General features: G+C 70.6%; 15 protein-coding genes. 12 read left to right on the forward strand and 3 right to left on the reverse strand.

All coding sequences use genetic code 11. From position 1 onward, the window contains the following. Positions 1 to 70: 70 nt before the first annotated feature. Together OG485_RS29855 and OG485_RS29860 are read left to right on the forward strand one after the other, a co-directional pair. Complete coding sequence (locus OG485_RS29855; RefSeq protein ID WP_328671627.1) at positions 71 to 1,141, forward strand: hypothetical protein; 1,071 nt, start codon at positions 71 to 73, stop codon at positions 1,139 to 1,141. A 14-nt stretch (positions 1,142 to 1,155) separates the two neighbouring features. Then, positions 1,156 to 2,496, forward strand: a complete 1,341-nt coding sequence (locus OG485_RS29860) for a KamA family radical SAM protein (protein WP_328671629.1) — start codon at positions 1,156 to 1,158, stop codon at positions 2,494 to 2,496. Here OG485_RS29860 and OG485_RS29865 read toward each other — a convergent pair. Next, positions 2,443 to 3,876, reverse strand: coding sequence for a cytosine permease (locus OG485_RS29865; RefSeq protein WP_328671631.1), 1,434 nt, complete (start codon positions 3,874 to 3,876; stop codon positions 2,443 to 2,445). The genes OG485_RS29860 and OG485_RS29865 overlap by 54 nt on opposite strands. A 164-nt stretch (positions 3,877 to 4,040) precedes the next feature. Here OG485_RS29865 and ureA point away from each other — a divergent pair, with 164 nt between their 5' ends. The 5 genes from ureA to cimA all read left to right on the forward strand — a co-directional run bounded on the left by ureA (position 4,041) and on the right by cimA (position 10,053). After that, positions 4,041 to 4,745: an urease subunit gamma gene (gene ureA, locus OG485_RS29870; RefSeq protein ID WP_328671634.1), complete on the forward strand. Its 705-nt coding sequence runs from the start codon at positions 4,041 to 4,043 to the stop codon at positions 4,743 to 4,745. Beyond that, positions 4,742 to 6,451 carry an urease subunit alpha gene (locus OG485_RS29875; RefSeq protein ID WP_328671636.1) on the forward strand — a complete coding sequence of 570 codons (1,710 nt, stop codon included), beginning with the start codon at positions 4,742 to 4,744 and terminating at the stop codon, positions 6,449 to 6,451. Before ureA ends, OG485_RS29875 begins: the two co-directional genes overlap by 4 nt. Positions 6,452 to 6,474: 23 nt before the next feature. Then, on the forward strand, positions 6,475 to 7,512 hold the full coding sequence (locus tag OG485_RS29880) for an agmatine deiminase family protein (RefSeq protein WP_328671638.1): 1,038 nt from the start codon (positions 6,475 to 6,477) through the stop codon (positions 7,510 to 7,512). A gap of 15 nt (positions 7,513 to 7,527) precedes the next feature. Then, entirely contained in the window at positions 7,528 to 8,118 is a 591-nt protein-coding gene (locus OG485_RS29885) for a TetR/AcrR family transcriptional regulator (RefSeq protein WP_328671640.1), read from the forward strand. 330 nt (positions 8,119 to 8,448) lie between these two features. After that, a complete protein-coding gene (cimA, locus tag OG485_RS29890; protein WP_328671641.1) occupies positions 8,449 to 10,053 on the forward strand; it encodes a citramalate synthase in 1,605 nt (534 codons plus the stop codon). A gap of 89 nt (positions 10,054 to 10,142) precedes the next feature. Here the strand turns inward: cimA and OG485_RS29895 are convergent, their stop codons facing one another. Next, positions 10,143 to 12,005 carry a ricin-type beta-trefoil lectin domain protein gene (locus OG485_RS29895; protein WP_328671643.1) on the reverse strand — a complete coding sequence of 621 codons (1,863 nt, stop codon included), beginning with the start codon at positions 12,003 to 12,005 and terminating at the stop codon, positions 10,143 to 10,145. Between the two features lie 287 nt (positions 12,006 to 12,292). Here OG485_RS29895 and OG485_RS29900 point away from each other — a divergent pair, with 287 nt between their 5' ends. Continuing rightward, the gene (locus OG485_RS29900) at positions 12,293 to 15,334 is read left to right on the forward strand and encodes a glycoside hydrolase family 3 protein (RefSeq protein ID WP_328671645.1); all 3,042 of its coding nucleotides are present in this window, start codon (positions 12,293 to 12,295) and stop codon (positions 15,332 to 15,334) included. 123 nt (positions 15,335 to 15,457) lie between these two features. Next, entirely contained in the window at positions 15,458 to 16,813 is a 1,356-nt protein-coding gene (locus tag OG485_RS29905) for a hypothetical protein (RefSeq protein WP_328671647.1), read from the forward strand. 168 nt (positions 16,814 to 16,981) lie between these two features. Here the strand turns inward: OG485_RS29905 and OG485_RS29910 are convergent, their stop codons facing one another. Continuing rightward, positions 16,982 to 17,614, reverse strand: coding sequence for a YceI family protein (locus tag OG485_RS29910; RefSeq protein ID WP_328674716.1), 633 nt, complete (start codon positions 17,612 to 17,614; stop codon positions 16,982 to 16,984). A gap of 315 nt (positions 17,615 to 17,929) precedes the next feature. On the opposite strand from OG485_RS29910, the gene OG485_RS29915 reads away from it, so the two are divergent. The 3 genes from OG485_RS29915 (at position 17,930) to OG485_RS29925 (ending at position 20,538) form a co-directional block, all read left to right on the forward strand. Then, entirely contained in the window at positions 17,930 to 18,427 is a 498-nt protein-coding gene (locus OG485_RS29915; protein WP_328671648.1) for a hypothetical protein, read from the forward strand. 251 nt (positions 18,428 to 18,678) lie between these two features. Next, positions 18,679 to 20,286 (forward strand): acyl-CoA carboxylase subunit beta, encoded by a 1,608-nt coding sequence (locus OG485_RS29920; RefSeq protein ID WP_328671649.1) that lies wholly within the window; start codon positions 18,679 to 18,681, stop codon positions 20,284 to 20,286. A 57-nt stretch (positions 20,287 to 20,343) separates the two neighbouring features. Beyond that, positions 20,344 to 20,538, forward strand: coding sequence for an acyl-CoA carboxylase subunit epsilon (locus tag OG485_RS29925; protein WP_328671650.1), 195 nt, complete (start codon positions 20,344 to 20,346; stop codon positions 20,536 to 20,538). Positions 20,539 to 20,760 lie beyond the last annotated feature (222 nt).

The following is a 20,760-nucleotide window of genomic DNA, read 5'->3' on the forward strand; positions in this document are numbered from 1 at the left end:
ACGGGTATCCACTCAGTCCACGGGGGAGCGTGCCCTCCCGTGCGCCCGCACGGTCGCGGAGGGAGCGCAGGTGAGTGCAAGGTCGCCGCTGTCACGGCCGGGCCGGCTGCTGCGCACCCTGCGCACTCCGCGCCGACCGCAGAGCCTCACCGTCCTCGGCCTGCTCGCCGCCGTCGCCGCACTCCTGCTGTGGACCAGCAGGCGGATGGTCAACTACGGGGAGAACCTCGCCCTCAACCTCGGCACGGACATCGTCGGCGTCGTCGTCACCGTCTTCGTGATCGGCCCGCTGATCAGCCGCGCCCAGGAGGGCCGGGTCCGCGAGCACACCCGGCTGGACTACGAATGGTTCAGTTCCCAGGTCTACGGCGCGACCTCGAACGTCAAGGTCCTCGACACCTTCTCCAGCGTCTTCGGCCCGCAGTTCTCCGAGCGGCTGTTCCGCGGCATCAAGGCGGCCACCGCGCACGGTGCCCGCGTCCAGATACTGCTGCTGGACCCGGACTCGCTCGCGGTCATTCTGCGCGGCCGTGAACTGGGCGAGCGGAGCGCCGACATCCGCCGCGACATCATGCGCAACCTGCGCACCCTGGACCGGTTCGCGCTCCGGCTCGACGAGGAATCCCGCCAACTCCTCGAAGTGCGCCTGTGTTCCACCTCTCCGGGCGTGACCCTCTACCGCTGGGACGACCGCTGCCTCGTCTCCTTCCTCACCGTGGGCCGCCTCTCCGGCGAAGGCGTCCAGCTCGAAGTGGCCGTCCGTTCCCCGCTCGGCACCTTCGTCGAGCAGCGCTTCGACGAGTTGTGGCAGCAGAGCAAGCCCATGGACCGGTTCACCCATCTGCCGGTGACCCTGGTCGACGCGACCGACGGGCGCAGGGCGTTCAGCTGCCGTTTCGTGTACGCGGACGACGCCGTGTACGTCGCGGGGCACGACCTCGTGTCGTACATGGCACGCCACCGGCTGGACCAACTGTCGGCGCACAGCGACTTCTTGAGCGCCCCCGGCGCGCACGAACTGGTCGTGGTGGACGACGAAAGCGAGCTGCACGCCTTACTCATCCAGCACTTCACGGAGAAGTACGATGCCTCGGCGACCGCCTTCGTCGAACTGCGGCCAGCGGCTTCGTTCACGGAATAGAGGCTCCGGCACCAATGAGTTCAGCGCTCCACCCGGCTTCGTACACGAGCACCCGATCCCCCGACACGAGTCCCCGCTTTCGCGCCTTCACCCCGCGTGATCTGGACGGCCTGCTCCAGCGCGTGTCGCTGTCGCCCGACGAACGGCTCGCCCTGCGGGCCGTGGCGGCCGTCCTGCCGTTCCGCACGAACAGCTACGTCGTCGACGAGCTGATCGACTGGGCGGCCGTGCCCGACGACCCGATCTTCCGGCTGACGTTCCCGCAGGCCGAGATGCTGCCCGAGCCCGATCTCAAGCAGATGGCGGACCTGCTCTCCCAGCAGGCCCCGAAGGCGGACGTGCTGCGCGCTGCCCACGAGATCCGGATGAAGCTCAACCCGCATCCCTCCGGGCAGCTCGACGCCAACGTCCCCGTGCACGAGGGACGTCGCCTCACCGGTCTCCAGCACAAGTACCCGGAAACGGTGCTGATCTTCCCGCGCCAGGGCCAGACCTGCCACGCCTACTGCACGTACTGCTTCCGCTGGCCCCAGTTCGTCGGCGAGTCCGACCTGCGGATCGCCACCGACGACATCTCCGCCACGTCCGCCTATCTGCGCGCCCACCCGGAGGTCACCAGCGCCCTGATCACGGGCGGCGATCCGATGGTGATGAGCACCGAGGTGCTGCGCCGGTACGTCGAGCCGCTCCTGGAGATCGACACGGTCCGCTCGATCCGCATCGGGACCAAGGCGCTGGCTTTCTGGCCGTACCGGTTCCTCACCGACCGCGACGCCGACGACCTGCTGCGACTGCTGGAGAAGGTGGTCGCGAGCGGCCGGAATCTCGCCCTGATGGCCCACTTCACGCACCCGCAGGAGCTGCGGCCCCCGGCCGTGCGCGAGGCGATGCGCCGGGTGCGCGACACGGGGGCCGTGATCCGCTGTCAGGGTCCCCTGGTCAGGGGGATCAACGACAGCGCCGCGGCGTGGGCCGAGCTGTGGAACGAGACGACCGCGCTGGGGGCGGTGCCCTACTACCAGTTCGTAGAGCGGGACACCGGCCCGCAGGGCTACTTCGGGGTGCCGCTGGCCCGCTGCCATCAGATCTTCCGCGACGCCTACGCCCAGGTGTCCGGCCTCGCGCGGACCGTGCGCGGCCCGGTCATGTCGGCGATGCCGGGCAAGGTCTGCGTGGACGGGACGGCGGAGGTGGCCGGGGAGAAGGTCTTCGTGCTCCATCTCATCCAGGCCCGCGATCCGGACCTGGTGGGGCGCCCGTTCTTCGCCGCCTACGACGAGCACGCCACCTGGTGGACCGACCTAAAGCCGGCTTTCGGTGCGGGCCGGTTCCTGGACGGGCTCGATCGGGTGTGACGTGGCCTTCGCCGTCAGGGCCAGGTAGGCGAGGCCGCCGACCAGGCCGGAGAGGACGAAGCTGCAGTCCACCCCGCCCGTCAGGGACAGCAGCGGGCCCTCGTACGACGGCAGTGACACGGCCAGGATACCGACGAAGGCGCCCAGGGCCCAGGCCGCCGTGGCCCGGACGTTCCAGCCGCCCCGGTACCAGTAGACGCCGCCGCGGGAGCGGCGGTTGAAGACCTGGAGGGCGTCGGGGTCGTAGACCCCGCGGCAGCGGACGAAGCCGATCAGGGTGATGACCGCCCACGGGGTGCCGATCGCCGTCAGGAGCAGCACGAAGGACGTCATCGCGGACTGGGCGTTCCAGGCGTAGTGGCCGACGAACACGCAGAGCATGGCGACGACGGCGACCGCGCAGGTGGCCCGGGCGCGCGAGGCGCGGGGCAGGATGGCGTCGAGGTCGAGGCCCATCGAGTAGAGCATCAGGCCGGCGTTGCCCACCGAGCCCGCGGAGGCGGCCAGCAGCAGCGGGACCAGGTACCAGCCGGGGGAGGCGGACACCAGCGGTCCCGCGTAGTCCAGGGCCGCGCGAGCCCCGTACGCCGTGAAGGTGCCGAAGAGCTGGGGGACGAGGAGACCGGCGATCAGGCCCAGCCAGGTGCCGTGCAGGACCGTGCGGGAGGAGTGGCGCTCGGGGGAGACGTAGCGGGTGTAGTCGCCCAGCAGCGTGATGAACGCGATCGGGCCCGACAGGCCGGCCGCCACCGCCGCGAGCAGCCAGGTGGGCCAGAACGAGCCGAGCAGATAGCCGCCGGCCTCCGGAAGCGCCGCGGTGCTGAAGTGCGGGGCGTACGCGATCACGCCGACCACCAGCAGGGCCGACATGCCGATCGCGAGGGCGCGGGACATGGCGAGCAGCACGCGGTAGCCGTAGACGGCACCCGCGACGGTGGCGGCGGCCAGCAGCGTGTACACGACGGCGTACGCCAGGCCGTTCGCCTCCAGGCCGAAGAGCCGGCCGAGGACGCCGACCATCACGTCCCCGCCGATCCACACGGTCAGCGCGGTGTAGCCGAGCGCGAGAAGCAGGCCGACGACCGAGCCGACCAGCCGTCCGCGCACGCCGAACTGCGCGCCGGAGGAGGTGGAGAGGTTGGTGCCGGTCCGCAGGGAGACCAGGGCCAGCGGCGCGGTGAGCGCCGTCCCGACGACCGTGCCTGCGACGATCGAGCTCACGGAGGACCACCAGTCGAGCCCGAACGAGGGCGGCAGCCAGCCGAAGATGATCACCCCGAGGCAGAGGTTGGAACCGAGCAGGATCGATACGAGGTCGCGCGGCCCGCTGGTGCGTTCCTCCTCGGGGATGGTGTCGACTCCGCGCTGTTCGATCGGCATGGCTGGTCTCCTTTGACGGCCGCCTGGCGTGGTGCGGTCAGCATCACGAGTTAGAGCGACGCTCAATGTGGCGCCTCCGATGCTTATCCGTCAATGTTTCCCTTCCATGAATCCGACGTTTAGAGTGACGTTCTAAATGGAGGAAGGCGAGGAGGTGTCGTGGCGTGAGACTGACCCCCACCGAACGTGACCGACTGCTGCTGTTCTCGGCGGCCGAGCTGGCCCGTGCCCGCCGGGCGCGAGGACTGCGGCTCAACGTGCCGGAGGCCACCGCCCTGATCGCGGACACCGTCTGCGAGACCGCCCGCGACGGCGGACGGCTGGCCGAGGCCGTCGAGGCGGCCCGGTCCGTCCTCGGCCCCGACGACGTCCTGCCCGGCGTCGCGGACATCGTGACCGAGGTGCATGTCGAGGCCGTCTTCGAGGACGGCTCGCGCCTCGCGGTGGTCAGTGACCCCATCGGCGGCGGCCTCGGCGAGCGGGCCCCCGGCGCCCTGCTGCCGGGCCCGGAGCACGCCGAGCCCGAGGCCGCCGTCCGCCTCTCCGTGACGAACACGGCCCCCGTCCCCGTCTCCGTCACCTCCCACTTCCACTTCTTCGAGGCCAACCCGCGGCTCGACTTCGACCGGCCGGCCGCCTACGGCATGCGGCTGGCCGTGCCCGCCGGCTCGTCCGTCCGCTTCGGCCCGGGGGAGAGCGCCGAGGTGGGGCTGCTGCCCATCGGCGGAGCGCGCGTCGCGATCGGCTTCGCCGGGCTGGTCGACGGACCGCTGGACGCGCCAGGCGCCAGGGAAGAGGCCCTGCGCCGGGCCGCAGCCTGCGGATACCTCGGCGTACCCGACACCCGTGACCAGGAGGCCGAGCGATGAGCCGCCCAGGAGGCCACCCCGCCGAGGCCCGCCGCCTCACCCCCTACGAGTACGCCGCCACCCACGGCCCCCGCGCCGGTGACCGGGTCCGGCTCGGCGACTCGGGGCTGACCGTCCGCGTCGAGTCCGACGCCCAGCTCCCCGGGGACGAGTTCCTGGCCGGATTCGGCAAGACCGCCCGCGACGGGCTGCACCTCAAGGCCGCCGCCGTCCGGGACACCTGCGACATCGTCATCAGCAACGTGGTGGTGATCGACGCCGTCCAGGGCATCCGGAAGGTGTCCATCGGCATCCGCGAGGGCCGGATCTGCTCGATCGGGCGGGCCGGCAACCCCGACACCCTCGACGGCGTCGACGTCGTGGTCGGCACCGGCACCTCCATCGTCTCCGGCGAGGGGCTCATCGCCACCGCCGGAGCCGTCGACACCCACGTCCATCTGCTGTCGCCGCGCATCATGGAGGCATCGCTCGCCTCCGGCGTGACGACGATCATCGGCCAGGAGTTCGGCCCGGTGTGGGGCGTCGGCGTCAACTCCCCCTGGGCGCTGCGCCACGCCTTCGGCGCCTTCGACGCCTGGCCGGTCAACATCGGCTTCCTGGGCCGGGGTTCGTCCTCCGACGGCGCACCCCTGATCGAGGCGCTCGCCGAGGGCGGCGCGAGCGGCTTCAAGGTCCACGAGGACATGGGCGCCCACACCCGGGCGCTCGACACCGCGCTGCGCGTCGCCGAGGAGCACGACGTCCAAGTCGCCCTGCACAGCGACGGGCTGAACGAGTGCCTGTCCGTCGAGGACACCCTCAGGGTGCTCGACGGGCGCACCATCCACGCCTTCCACATCGAGGGCTGCGGCGGCGGGCACGTCCCGAACGTGCTGAAGATGGCGGGCGTCGCGAACGTCATCGGGTCCTCCACCAACCCGACCCTGCCCTTCGGCCGGGACGCGGTCGCCGAGCACTACGGCATGATCGTCTCCGTCCACGACCTGAAGACCGACCTGCCCGGCGACGCCGCCATGGCCCGCGACCGCATCCGCGCCGGGACCATGGGCGCCGAGGACGTGCTGCACGACCTGGGCGCCATCGGCATCACCTCCTCCGACGCGCAGGGCATGGGCCGCGCCGGCGAGACCGTGCGCCGCACCTTCGCCATGGCCGGGAAGATGAAGGCCCAGTTCGGCGCCCCCGAGGACCACGACAACGAACGCGTCCTGCGCTACATGGCCAAACTGACCATCAACCCGGCCATCGCCCACGGCCTCGCCCACGAGGTCGGCTCCATCGAGACCGGCAAGCTCGCCGACATCGTGCTGTGGCGCCCCGAGTACTTCGGCGCCAAACCGCAGCTCGTCCTGAAGGCCGGCTTCCCGGCCTACGGAGTCGTCGGCGACCCGAACGCCGCCACCGACACCTGCGAACCCCTCGTCCTCGGACCGCAGTTCGGGGCGCACGGCGCGACCCCCGCCGAGATCTCCGTGGCCTTCGTCGCCCAGGCCGCGCTCGACCAGGGCAACGACACCATGCCGACCCGCCGCCGCCGTGTGGCGGTCCGCGGCACCCGCGGCATCGGCCCCGCCGACCTGCGCCTCAACTCCCGTACCGGAGCGGTCGACGTGGACGGGCGCACCGGACTGGTCACCCTCGACGGCGAACCGCTGCGCTCCGAGCCCGCCGACTCGGTCTCCCTCAACCGCCTGTACTTCCTGTAATCGACAGCCTCTAAGGATCACCCATGTCTGCTGCCGCCGACGGCTTCCGCATGCCCGCCGAGTGGACCCCGCACGAGCGCACCTGGATGGCGTGGCCGGGCCCCAACCCCACCTTCGACAACCCCGAGGACCTCGCCGCCTCCCGTGCCGCCTGGGCGGAGGTGGCCCGCGCGGTCCGCCGCTTCGAACCCGTCACCGTGGTGTGCGGCCCCGGCCAGTCCGCCCCCGCCGCCGAACTCCTCGGCCCCGGCGTCGACACCGTCGAGCGGGAACTCGACGACGCCTGGATGCGCGACATCGGCCCCACCTTCCTCACCAACGGCCAGGGCGAACTGGCCGCCGTGGACTGGACGTTCAACGGCTGGGGCGCCCAGGACTGGGCCCGCTGGGAGCACGACTCCAAGATCGGCGCGCAGGTCGCCGAACTGGCCGGAGCGAAGGCGTACGCCTCCCGGCTGGTCAACGAGGGCGGAGCGATCCACGTCGACGGCGAGGGCACCGTGCTGCTCACCGAGACCGTGCAGCTCGGCCCCGAGCGCAACCCCGGCTGGAGCCGCGAGCAGGTCGAGGCGGAGATCCACGCCCAGCTCGGCACCGAGAAGGCGATCTGGCTGCCGCGCGGCCTGACCGGCGACTACCCCCCGTACGGCTTCGGCACCCTCGGCCACGTCGACATCGTCGCCGCCTTCGCCCGGCCCGGGGTGATCGTCGCCCACTCCCAGCAGGACCCCGCGCACCCCGACCACGAGGTCGGCAAGGAGGTCATCGGGCTGCTCAAGGCCCAGACCGACGCCCGCGGCCGCGCCATCGAGGTCGTCGAGGTCCCCGCCCCGACCGTCCTGGAGGCCGACGGCCACTGGGCCGACTACTCCTACATCAACCACTACCTCTGCAACGGCGGCGTCGTGCTCTGCGGCTTCGACGACCCGCGCGACGAGACGGCGGCGGGCATCTTCCGCCGGCTCTTCCCCGAGCGGACCGTGACCCTGGTGGACGCACGTACGATCTTCGCGGGCGGCGGTGGCATCCACTGCATCACCCAGCAGCAGCCGAAGGTCTGACAAGGGGAGTCACGGATGGCCGGTGCGCGGAAGAACGCGCCACCGCGCGAGGAGGTCCTCGCCGTCGCCATGGAGATGATCGCCGAACGCGGTCTGGAGAAACTCACCATGGCGGCGCTCGGCCGTGAGGTCGGCATGAGCAGCGGCCACCTCCTCTACTACTTCCGCACCAAGGACGAGCTGCTGCTGCGCACCCTGGAGTGGAGCGAGGGCCGCCTCGGCGCCGAGCGCGGCCGGCTGCTCGCCGCGCGCGGAACCGCCCGCGAACGCCTGGACGCCTACGTCGACCTGTACGTCCCCGACGGCCACCGGGACCCGCACTGGACCCTGTGGCTGGAGGTCTGGAACCACTCCCAGAACGCGGACGACGACGCCCGCGAACGGCAGGCCGCCATCGAGGGTGCCTGGCACCGGGACCTCGTCGCGCTGCTCGCCGAGGGCGTCTCGCGCGGAGAGTTCCGCCCCGTCGACGCGGACCGCTTCGGCGCCCGGCTGCGCGCCCTGATGGACGGCTTCTCCATCCATGTGGCGATCGGTCTGCGCGGCACCAGCCGCGATCAGGTCCTGTCCCACGTGAAGGAGTTCCTCGACGCGTCGCTGGGCTGACCGGTCGTACATCCGTACCGGCCATGTAGCCCAGTGCTCGCATCCTGAGACACCGTGTGATCACGGAGGCGGTTTGTGCCACACTGCCCCCGTGCTCTCGTTCGCCACGATTATTGGCAGCAGGCGCGCCGGTCCGCAGTGACCGCCACGTACGACCAGGTACGGGCGGACACCGTCGTTCTCGACCCGCGCGCAGACCTCTCGCACCCGCGAGGGGTTTTTCGCATTTCTGGCCCACCTTCAGCCGGGAGCGCAGCGCGCGGGATCATTGGGGGACGGTGGAGCCGGTCATTCCGGTAGACCGAGTTTCAATACAGGAGCCTTGAGACCATGACGGAAACCAGCGAAGTCGACGATTCCTTCCACGTCTTCGACACGACGCTGCGCGACGGCGCGCAGCGCGAGGGCATCAACCTCACCGTGGCGGACAAGCTGGCCATCGCGCGGCACCTGGACGACTTCGGGGTGGGCTTCATCGAGGGCGGCTGGCCCGGCGCCAACCCCCGCGACACCGAGTTCTTCGCCCGCGCCGCCCAGGAGATCGACTTCCGGCACGCCCAGCTCGTGGCCTTCGGAGCGACCCGCCGGGCCGGCGGCAAGGCCTCGGAGGACCCCCAGGTCAAGGCGCTCCTGGCCTCCGGCGCCCCGGTGATCACGCTGGTCGCCAAGTCCCACGACCGGCATGTGGAGCTGGCGCTGCGCACCACGCTGGAGGAGAACCTGGAGATGGTCCGCGACACCGTCTCCCACCTGGTCGCGCAGGGACGGCGGGTGTTCGTGGACTGCGAGCACTTCTTCGACGGCTACCGGGCCAATCCGGAGTACGCGAAGTCGGTGGTGCGGGCCGCGCACGAGGCCGGTGCCGACGTGGTCGTGCTGTGCGACACCAACGGCGGGATGCTCCCGGCGCAGGTGCAGGCCGTGGTCTCCACCGTCCTCGCGGACACCGGCGCGCGGCTGGGCATGCACGCCCAGGACGACACCGGCTGCGCGGTCGCCAACACACTGGCCGCCGTCGACGCGGGCGCCACCCACGTCCAGTGCACCGCCAACGGCTACGGCGAACGCGTCGGCAACTCCAACCTCTTCCCCGTCGTCGCCGCCCTGGAGCTCAAGTACGGCAAGAAGGTGCTCCCCGAGGGCGCGCTGCGGGAGATGACGCGGATCTCGCACGCCATCGCCGAGGTCGTCAACCTGACCCCCTCCACCCACCAGCCCTACGTGGGGGTGTCGGCGTTCGCGCACAAGGCGGGCCTGCACGCCTCCGCGATCAAGGTCGATCCGGACCTCTACCAGCACATCGACCCCGAGCAGGTCGGCAACACCATGCGGATGCTGGTCTCCGACATGGCCGGCCGCGCCTCCATCGAGCTCAAGGGCAAGGAGCTCGGCGTCGACCTCGGCGACGACCGCGAACTCGTCGCCCGCGTCGTGGAGCGCGTCAAGGAACGCGAACTCAAGGGCTACACCTACGAGGCCGCCGACGCCTCCTTCGAACTCCTGCTGCGCGCCGAGGCCGAGGGCAGGGCGCGCACCTACTTCGAGGTCGAGTCCTGGCGGGCCATCGTCGAGGACCGCCCCGACGGCAGCCACGCCAACGAGGCCACGGTCAAGCTCTTCGCCAAGGGCGAGCGCATCGTCGCCACCGCCGAGGGCAACGGCCCGGTCAACGCGCTGGACCGCGCCCTGCGCGTCGCCCTGGAGACGATCTACCCCCAGCTCGCCAAGCTGGAGCTGGTCGACTACAAGGTCCGCATCCTGGAGGGCAAGCACGGCACGCAGTCCACGACCCGCGTCCTGATCTCCACGTCCGACGGCACGGGGGAGTGGTCCACGGTCGGCGTGGCGGAGAACGTCATCGCCGCGTCCTGGCAGGCACTGGAGGACGCGTACACCTACGGTCTGCTGCGGGCCGGGGTGGAACCCGCGTCGTGAACACGCCCGAACGCCGGAGGGCGCGCTTCCCGCACCCTCCGGCGTTCACGGCGTTCACGGCGTTTTCGCCGGTCCGGCGTACGTGACGGCTAGCGCAGCTGCCATTTCTGGTTCGCGGCCCCCGTGCACGACCAGATCTGCGCCCGTGCCCCGTTCGCCGACGAGTTGCCGGTCACATCGAGACATTTGTTCGCCGCGGCGTTGACCACGTCACCCGTCGATGAGTTGTACGACCACTGCTGGGCGCCGGAGCCGTTGCAGTCGTAGAGCTGGACCTTGGCGCCGTCGGACGCCGACCCCGACGTGACGTCGAGGCACTTCCCGAGCGAGCGCACCGACCCGTCGGTCCCCACGGTCCAGGACTGCGCGGCGGTTCCGTTGCAGTCGTAGAGCTGCACCGCGGTGCCGTTGGCGCTCGACGCGCCCGCCACGTCCAGGCACTTGCCGGCCAGCCCGACGAACGCGCCCGACTGGCTGCCCCCGCCCGACGGGGTGCCGGACCAGGTGAAGGTCGCCGAGGTCTTGCCCGGCAGCGAGTAAGTGGCGTGCTGGGAACCCCAGTTGATGGTCACCGTCTTGGCGCTCGACGCGTCGTTGTAGGCGATCAGCGCCTTGCTGCCGTCCGGGTTGCGCCAGGCGACGTTCGGGACGGCCGACGAGGCCGTGGAGGCGATCCGCTGCGCCCCCGGCCGGACGAACTTCGTCAGGTGGCCCATCGTGTAGTACTCGACCGTGTAGTCGACGGTCCCGCTCGCGCCGTCCCCGTTGTGCACGGTGATCAGCCCGGTGCAGGTGCCGCAACCCCCGTTGTGCGGGCCCTTGTTCTGGTCCACGGCGAGCGACCACTTGGTCACCGACTTCGCCCAGTTGCGGGTGTAGTCGACGATGTTGAGCATGTCCTCGCGCTGCTGGTTGGCGATCCAGGTGCCGCCGGAGTGCTCGGTCCCGAAGGCGTCGAGGCCCGGGTACTGGTTGTGCACGCCCGTCTGCTTGGCGATGTCGCCGCCGTACCCGTGCCAGGCGATCCCGCCGAAGTTCGGGTGCGAGCGGACCGCCGCGTCGTCGACCGTCTGGGCGGCGTAGGAGTCGTACACGTCCCAGTTCCAGTCGTGCGCGAGCACCTTGGTGGACAGACCGGCCGCCTGGAGCTTGGGCAGGAGCTCGCTCTTGGTGAAGTAGGCGAGTCCCGAGGCGTTCCAGCTCATCGACGGATAGCCCGAGCAGCAGGTCGGCTCGTTCTGGGCGGTGACGTACGAGACGGGGACGCCCTGATCCCGGTACGCCTGGAGGTACTTCACGAAGTACGAGGCGTAGGCGCCGTAGTTCTCCGCCTTCAGCCAGCCGCCGTTCAGCGACCCGCTGTCCTTCATCCAGGCCGGTGCCGTCCACGGCGAGGCCATGACCGTCAGGGAGGGGTTGAGCTGGAGCGCCTGCCTGGTCAGCGGCACCACGTCGGCCAGGTCGTGCGCGATGGAGAACTGCGCCAGGCCGGGGTCGCTCTGCCCGGCCGGCACGTCGTCGTAGCTGTAGCCGTAGCGCGCGAGGTCCGAGGCGCCCATCGGGTTGCGCAGGAAGGACAGCCCGATCCCGTCCGTCGGTGAGAACAGCTTGCGCATCGTCGCGTCGCGGGTGCTCTGCGACAGGGCGCCGCTGCTGTTCATCAGCCAGGCCGCGGTGTCCGTGAAGGACGCGCCGCCGCCGGTGAAGGTCTGGTACCGCGTGTTCTCGTCGACGGTGATGTTCTCACCGCTGCCGCCGCTGCCCGACTGGAAGGCGAACGGCGCCTGGGCCTGGAGCCCGCGGACGACATGCCGTCCGCCGTCGTCGTCCGTCGTCGTCAGGTACGCGGTGACCTGTTCGCCCGCGGCGTGCGCGGGCGCGGCCGCCGTGAATCCCGCGGTGGCGAGCAGCCCGGCGACGATCAGCCGGGCCGCCCGAGTGGATCTCCTCATGGAGCGCCGCCCTTCTGGAGGTGGGGGGAGGCGTGCGAGGCGTGAGTAAATGACGGCTGCGAAGCCGCGTCAAGGGGTTGCGCGTTCAGACTTTGAAGGAACAACTGCTCTGATCCGGACGGGACTTGAGTCTGTACCGGTTCCGGCGTGAAGTCTTGACGGGTGGCCGGGGCGCCAGTTAACTCACGCCCTGATCTAAGCCGTAAGAAGAGTGAGGGAACAGAGCAAGCACGTCATCGTCAGGAAGCAACGTCGTCAGAACGACGTGAGAGTCGAGGGGACCCCCATTGACCGGGCTCGATCGGAATTCCGTACGAAGAACCGCTCTGCTGGCCGGTGCCGCGCTGATCGCCGGACTGCTTCCGCTCGCCACGGCGGGAACGGCGGCGGCCGGTGATCCCGCACCCGTCCCGGTCGACCGCTTCGAGGGCGAGGTGCCCTTCGCGAACCAGCCCGCCGAGGGGATCTTCACCTGGGGCGGCGACAGCGACGACCCGCCGAAGCTGGCCCTGACCTCGCGGTCCGACGCGCCCGAGGGCGCCAAGGTCCTCACCGGCGACTACGACATCAGCGGCTACGGCGGCTTCACCCATGACTTCGCGGCGGACCAGCCGGCCCACGACTGGTCCGCGCACAAGGGGATCCGCCTCTGGTGGGACGGCCGCGCCACCGGCAAGAAGATCGCCTTCGAGATCAAGGACGGCGGCGCCAACGGCGAGGCCTCGGAACTGTGGACGACCTCCTTCACCGATGACTTCAGCGGCTGGAAACAGATCGAGATCCCGTTCGCCGACTTCGTCTATCGCACGGACTACCAGCCGGTCGGCGGTATCGACCACGTCCTCGGCCTGACGCAGATGTGGGGCTACGCCCTGACTCTCCCGGTCGGCGTCCAGGGGCGGTTCGCCCTGGACGACGTCGAGCTGTACGGCAAGGCCGACCAGTCCCTGCGGGCCTCCGTCACCACCGACTCGGCGGTCTACCCGGTGAAGGAGGGCGGCACGGCGCGGGTGAGGATCTCCGTCGCCACCACCGGCTCCGCCCCGATCGAGGAGCCCGTGACCGTCGCGTACGAGAGCACGGGCGGCGGCGCCGAGCCGGGCAAGGACTACGCCTCCGTCAAGGGCGAGATCACCTTCCCGGCGGGCACGACGTCCGGCGCGAGCCGCACCGTCACCGTCCGGACCCTGCGCGACAAGTCCGCCGAAGCGGCCGAGACGATCCCCCTCAAGCTCACGGTGACCGGCGCCAAGGCCCCCGCCGAGACCCCGCAGATCGTCGTCGACGCCCACGGGCTGCCGTACCTGAACCCGAAACTGCCCGTGAAGAAGCGGGTCGCCGACCTGGTCTCCCGGATGTCCCTGGAGGAGAAGACCGGCCAGATGACCCAGGCCGAGCGCGGCGCGATCGGCACGGGCGGCGACATCGCCGCCTACGACCTCGGGTCGCTGCTCTCCGGCGGCGGCTCCACGCCGACCCCCAACACCGCCGAGGCCTGGGCGGCGATGATCGACGGCTACCAGCTGAGGGCGCAGGCCACGCGGTTCCAGATCCCGCTGATCTACGGCGTGGACGCGGTGCACGGCCACAACAACCTCGCCGGCGCGACGATCATGCCGCACAACATCGGGCTCGGCGCCACCCGTGACCCCGCTCTGGCGGAGCGGACGGGCGCGGTGACCGCCGCCGAGGTCCGCGCCACCGGCATCCCCTGGGACTTCGCCCCGTGTCTGTGCGTGACCCGCGACGAACGCTGGGGCCGCTCCTACGAGTCCTTCGGCGAGGACCCGGCGCTCGTGAAGTCCATGGAGACGGTCGTCCAGGGACTCCAGGGCGCCCGCGACGGCAGCGACCTGAAGGACGACGACAAGGTCCTCGCCACCGCCAAGCACTTCGTCGGCGACGGCGGCACCGGGTACGGCACGTCCACGACGGGCTCGTACACCGTCGACCAGGGCGTCACCAAGGTCACCCGGCAGGAGCTGGAGGCCGTGCACCTGGCGCCCTTCAAGACGGCGGTCGACCGCGGTGTCGGCTCGGTCATGCCGTCCTACTCCTCGCTCGACATCGTCGGTGACGGCCGGGGACCGGTGAAGATGCACGCCCGCGCCGACATGATCAACGGCGTGCTCAAGGGCCGGATGGGCTTCGACGGCTTCGTCATCAGCGACTGGAACGCCATCGACCAGCTCCCCGGCGACTACGCCTCGCACGTGCGCACCTCGGTCAACGCGGGCGTGGACATGATGATGGTGCCGTACTCGTACAAGGACTTCCGGGCGGCGCTCACGGACGAGGTGAAGGCGGGCCGCGTCACCGAGCGGCGGATCGACGACGCCGTGTCGCGCATCCTCACCCAGAAGTTCGAGCTGGGCCTCTTCGAGAAGCCGTACGCGGACACCAGCGGCGCGTCGAGGATCGGCTCCGCCGCGCACCGCTCCGTGGCACGGCAGGCGGCGGCCGAGTCCCAGGTCCTGCTGAAGAACGCGGGCGGAGTCCTGCCGCTGAGGAAGTCCCAGAAGGTGTACGTCGCCGGTTCGAACGCCGACGACCTCGGCAACCAGACCGGCGGCTGGACCCTCACCTGGCAGGGCTCGTCCGGCAGCAACACCAAGGGCACCACGATCCTCCAGGGCATGCGGAACGCCGGCGGTGACGTCACCTATTCCAAGGACGCCTCGGCCCCGACCGGCGGCTACGACGTCGGTGTGGTCGTCGTCGGCGAGACCCCGTACGCGGAGGGCGTCGGCGATGTCGGCAACGGCAACGACCTGGAGCTGACCGCGGCCGACAAGGCGGCCGTCGACAAGGTGTGCGCGGCGATGAAGTGCGCGGTGCTGATCGTCTCGGGCCGCCCGCAGCTCATCGGCGACCGGCTCGGAGCCGTCGACGCCCTGGTGGCCTCCTGGCTGCCGGGCACCGAGGGCGACGGGGTCGCGGACGTCCTCTACGGAAAGCGCGCCTTCACCGGGCAGCTCCCGGTCACCTGGCCGAAGTCGGAGTCCCAGCTCCCGATCAACGTCGGTGACACCTCCTACGATCCGCAGTTCCCGTACGGATGGGGTCTCACCACGCTGACGAACGTACCGGGGGGTGGCGCCGCCAGACTGCGGGCGCTGGCCCTGGTGGCCTCGGCGGCGGAGCGGCACGGCGCCGACGGGACGGCCCGCGCGGCCGTGACGAAGGCCCGTCTGCTCGTCCAGCAGAAGATCGGCTCGTCGGTCACCGCGGCGAACGCGGCCCCCTTCGCGGACGCGGATCACCTTCTGCTGACCGGCCACTACGGAGAGGCGGTGGCGAAGCTGGCCCAGGCGTACCGAGCGGGATAGAGGGAGAACGTGGAGGGCCGGCCGGGGCTGGACACATCAGCCCCGGCCGGCCCGCGTTCCGGCGGCAGCGGGACGCCGCTCTCCCGATGTCCGGTTTCGCTCTGGTTCGGGTAGCTTCAAGGCATGAGGGCCGCACACACCCGAGGACTTCCGGGCCTGCTGGTCGCACTGATACTCGCGGCCCTGGCCCTGGTGTGGTTCCCGGCGCCCGGGGCCCATGCCGCGACGGACGTCTCCACGGTCGCGGCGGCCCTGCGGAAGGGCCCCGTCTATGTGGACCCGGCCGCCTCCGGGCAGCTGTCCGCGCCGGAGGCCGACGCCCTCGCCGCCAAGATCAAGAAGGCCGACAAGCCGCTCTTCGTCGCCGTGCTTCCCGCGGACTTCCCCACCGAGAACCTCTTCCGGAACCTGCGCACCGACACCGGCGTCACGGGCCTCTACGCGATCAGGCTCGGCGACCGCTTCGACGCCCGCGCCGACTCCGCGGTGATGTCCCGCTCGGCCGTACAGAACCTGGTCACCAGCGTCCAGGGCGTGTCGGACGCGAACACCCAGCTGAACCGGTTCACCGACCTCGCGCTCCCCGGCATCCACGGTTCGGCCCCCGCGAGCTGGGGCGGTGCCACGGACGGCGGAGGTGTCTCGACGGGAGCGCTGATCGCGGTCGGCGCGGTGGCCGTCGTCGGCGGCGCGGGCGCCTACACGGTCGTGCGCCGCAACCGGCGCCGCAAGGAGGAGGAACAGCGCGCCGCGCTCGACAGGCTCCGCGTGGTCGTGGACGAGGACATCACCGCCTTCGGCGAGGAACTCGACCGCCTCGACTTCCACCCCGCGGAGGCAGGCGCGGACGACGTGATGCGCGCGGACTACGAACGCGCGCTGGACGCCTACGAACAGGCGAAGTCGTTCATGGCCGAGGCCCGGCGCCCCGAGGACGTACGCGCCGTCACCCAGTCCCTGGAGGAGGGCCGCTTCTCCCTCGCCGTGCTCGCGGCGCGCCGCGAGCACCGCCCGGTCCCCGAGCGCCGCGCGCCCTGCTTCTTCGACCCCCGGCACGGCCCCTCCGTCGCCGACGCGGCCTGGACACCCGACGGGGGCGCGCCCCGCGAGGTCCCGGTCTGCAAGGCGGACTGGATGCGTCTCACCGGCGGCGAACAGCCCGCGGTGCGCGAGGTCGAGACGGAGTACGGCCGCCGCCCGTACTGGGACGCGGGTCCGGCGTACGGCCCCTGGGCGGGCGGCTACTTCGGCGGCGGCGTGCTGCCGGGCCTGCTCGTGGGGACCGTGCTCGGCAGCATGATGGCGAGCCCCGGATACGGGGCCGCGTACGGCACCGGTTACGGCGACTTCGGCGGCGGCTACGACGGAGGCGATGTCTCCGGTGCCGACTTCGACCCCGGTGACTTCGGCGGCGGCTTCGGTGACGGCGGGGGAGGCGACTTCGGCGGGGGCGGCGGCGACTTCGGCGGCGGCTTCTGAGGGGTGACGCACTCCGTTGGGGTGACCCGGTTCGTCGAGGGGTGACGCACTTCGTCCGGCCGCGCTCGGGCCGGCCGCGGTCCGCGCACACGGCGACGCCGAGCGCCCCTGTCCGGGGAGCTCGGCGTCGGAGAAGGCGCTCGGCGGCGCGGGGCCGAAGCCCGGGGCTCAGCCGGCGTTCTTGATCGCCGAGATGTCGAAGTTCAGCTTGATCTTGTCGGAGACGAGGACGCCACCGGTCTCCAGGGCCGCGTTCCAGGTGAGGCCCCACTCGGAGCGGAGGATCTCGGCCTTGCCCTCGAAGCCCACGCGCTCGTTGCCGAACGGGTCCTTGGCGGCGCCGTTGAACTCCAGATCGATGCTGATCTGCTTGGTGGTGCCGAGGATCTCCAGATCGCCGGTGATCCGGTAGTCGTCACCGCCGAGGGCCTCCGCCTTGACGGAGCGGAAGGTCATCGCCGGGAACTCGTCGGTCTTGAAGAAGTCGGCGCTCTTGAGGTGACCGTCGCGGTCGGCGGACCCGGTGTCGATGCTGTCCATCGTGATGTCGAGGGAGGCCGTGGACCGCGACGGGTCGGTGCCGTCCAGGTGCAGCGTGCCCTCGAACTCGTTGAACGTGCCCTTGACGTTGGTCACCATCGCGTGCCGGGCGACGAAACCGATGCTCGAGTGGGACGGGTCGATGGTGTAGTCGCCGGTCAGCGCGGCCAGGTCCGGGTTCACGGCACCGGCCGTCGCGGTGGCCGTCGAGGTGGCGGAGGCGGCGGCGGTGTCGGTGGTCTTGCGGCCGAAGATGCCCATGAGGTGCTCCTTGGGGGGACGGGCCGCGGTTCCGGTGAGAGCCACGGCGTCAGGCTGTTTAATGTTCAACGACTCCAACGAAGGCAACCGTAGACCTATTCCGTTCAACTTTCAACATCATCCGGAGCGTGTGCGCGGGGTCACGTTGGGTCGCGGGTGCGCGGTGATGGTGGGTCACCCTTGCCGGACCTCTGGCGGACGCGCGTAGAACTCGGGCACCATCTGCGTGCACCCCCTGCACAGCCGCCCCACAGGAAACGCGGCCGGACGTCCGTGCGGCCGCCCCACGGTCCTCAGCAGGAAAGGTCTCCCCAGATGAAGCTCAGGTCCACGCTGACCGCCCTCGCCCTCGTCGTGGCCCCCGGTGTCGCCGTCGTCGGCACCGCCGGCGACGCCTTCGCCGTCAGCAAGATCAGCCACGCCACCGCGACCTCGATGTTCCGCCAGTCCGGCATCACCTGGTCCTCCTCCGGTGGCTGCTCCGACCGCAACAACTCCACCTGCACGTCGTTCGAGCAGCTCAACCTCGCCACCGCGCAGGGCGCCCAGACCCTCAAGGGGGCCAGCGGCTGCGCGCTCAACATCACCGGCGGCACCGAGACCGGCCACGCGAGCGGCACCTACTCGCACTGGAACGGCTACAAGCTCGACTACGGCAAGAACACCTGCGTCACCGGCTACATCAAGAACACCTTCGGCTACATAGGCCTGCGCGGCGACGGCGCTCCGCAGTACCGGTCCGGTGCCGGCAACATCTACGCCGACGAGGGCAACCACTGGGACGTCCTCTACTACAACTGCGGCGGCTGCTGAGCCGGCGCCTCCAGGGTGCGCGGACCGCCGAACGGGCGTCCGCGTCACCCCGGTGATGGCATGTGCCACTCATGGATGTGAGATGGCAGTCGGCCGAACAGTTTGTGAGACATCCACAAACCCAAGCCCCTCCTGGCAGTCGGATCGCCTGCATGTGATGGTGGTTCTGTTCAGGGGCGCCAGGAAAACGGTCCGGAGACTGTGCAGAGTCGACGGCCCTGTTTCCTTGGTGGACTTCGTATGGTCGCTACATGACCGTTTTGGACGAGGCCGACACCGCGAGCTCCACGATCCCCGCAGGCGAACCGACGGACGCGCGTGGCCGTGTGGCCGAACTGCACGCCATCCGCGCGGAGGCGCTGCGTGGCCCGAGCGAGAAGGCGACCGAGGCGCAGCACGCCAAGGGCAAGCTGACCGCGAGGGAGCGCATCGGGCTGCTGCTGGACGCGGGCTCGTTCCAGGAGGTCGAGCAGCTGCGCCGGCACCGGGCGACCGGTTTCGGCCTGGAGGCCAAGAAGCCGTACACCGACGGTGTGATCACCGGCTGGGGCACGGTCGAGGGCCGTACGGTCTTCGTGTACGCGCATGACTTCCGCATCTTCGGCGGCGCGCTGGGCGAGGCCCACGCCACGAAGATCCACAAGATCATGGACATGGCCATCGCGGCGGGTGCGCCGCTGGTGTCCCTGAACGACGGCGCGGGCGCCCGTATCCAGGAGGGCGTCTCGGCGCTGGCCGGCTACGGCGGCATCTTCCAGCGCAACACCAGGGCCTCCGGGGTCATCCCGCAGATCTCGGTGATGCTCGGCCCGTGCGCCGGCGGCGCGGCCTACAGCCCCGCGCTGACGGACTTCGTGTTCATGGTCCGCGAGACCTCGCAGATGTTCATCACCGGCCCGGACGTGGTCAAGGCGGTGACGGGCGAGGAGATCACCCAGAACGGCCTGGGCGGCGCCGACGTCCACGCGGAGACCTCCGGCGTCTGCCACTTCGCCTACGACGACGAGGAGACCTGCATCGCCGAGGTCCGCTACCTCCTGTCGATGCTGCCGCAGAACAACCGCGAGAACCCGCCGCGCGCGGAGTCCGCCGACCCGGCGGACCGCCGCAGCGAGGTGCTGCTGGACCTGGTCCCGGCCGACGGCAACCGCCCGTACGACATGACCAAGGTCATCGAGGAGCTCGTCGACGACGGCGACTACCTGGAGATCCACGAGCGCTGGGCCCGCAACATCATCTGCGCGCTGGCCCGCCTGGACGGCATGGTCGTCGGCATCGTGGCCAACCAGCCGCAGAGCCTGGCCGGTGTCCTCGACATCGAGGCCTCCGAAAAAGCTGCGCGCTTTGTCCAGATGTGTGACGCTTTCAATATCCCGATCATCACGCTGCTGGACGTGCCTGGGTTCCTCCCGGGTGTCGACCAGGAGCACGGCGGGATCATCCGGCACGGCGCGAAGCTGCTCTACGCGTACTGCAACGCGACGGTGCCGCGGATCTCCCTCATCCTGCGCAAGGCGTACGGAGGTGCCTACATCGTCATGGACAGCCAGTCCATCGGGGCCGACCTCACCTACGCCTGGCCCACGAACGAGATCGCCGTGATGGGCGCCGAGGGCGCCGCCAACGTCATCTTCCGCCGCCAGATCGCCGACGCCGCCGATCCCGAGGCCATGCGGGTCCGCATGGTCAAGGAGTACAAGGCCGAGCTGATGCACCCGTACTACGCCGCCGAACGCGGTCTGGTCGACGACGTCATCGACCCCGCCGAGACCCGCGAGGTCCTGGTCAAGTCGCTCGCGATGCTGCACACCAAGCACGCGGACCTGCCCTCCCGCAAGCACGGCAACCCCCCGCAGTAACCCTGCGGATTCTCCGCGGTACCCCCGCGGAAACCTCTCTCATGGAGACTGAAACCTATGAGCAACGCTGACATCCGCGTCGAGAAGGGCCACGCCGAGCCCGAGGAGGTCGCCGCCATCACGGCGATCCTCCTGGCCCGCGCCGCCGCCGCTCCCACTGATGCCGCTCCTTCCCACCGCCCCCACCGCAAGGCGGGCTGGCGCCGACTGGAGCGGGAGCCCGGTTTCCGGGCGCCGCACAGCTGGCGCTGAGAGTCTGACGCCGACAGCCCCGTCCTCCGGTGGAGGACGGGGCTGTGGTGTGTCCGGGAGTCCGAGGACGCCCTCCAGGGCCGACAGGGGGCTCTGCGGCGGGCGTTCGGGCGGGCCCCGGTCGTCCCGCCGCCCAACGGGGCTGTACGGGGCAGGAGTTCGGCCGGGAGTCCTCGCCCGCGCGTGCCGGGGCGTACGGCGAACGAGCAACGGCCCCCGCTT

Source organism: Streptomyces sp. NBC_00328, from assembly GCF_036139655.1.
Lineage (GTDB): Bacteria > Actinomycetota > Actinomycetes > Streptomycetales > Streptomycetaceae > Streptomyces.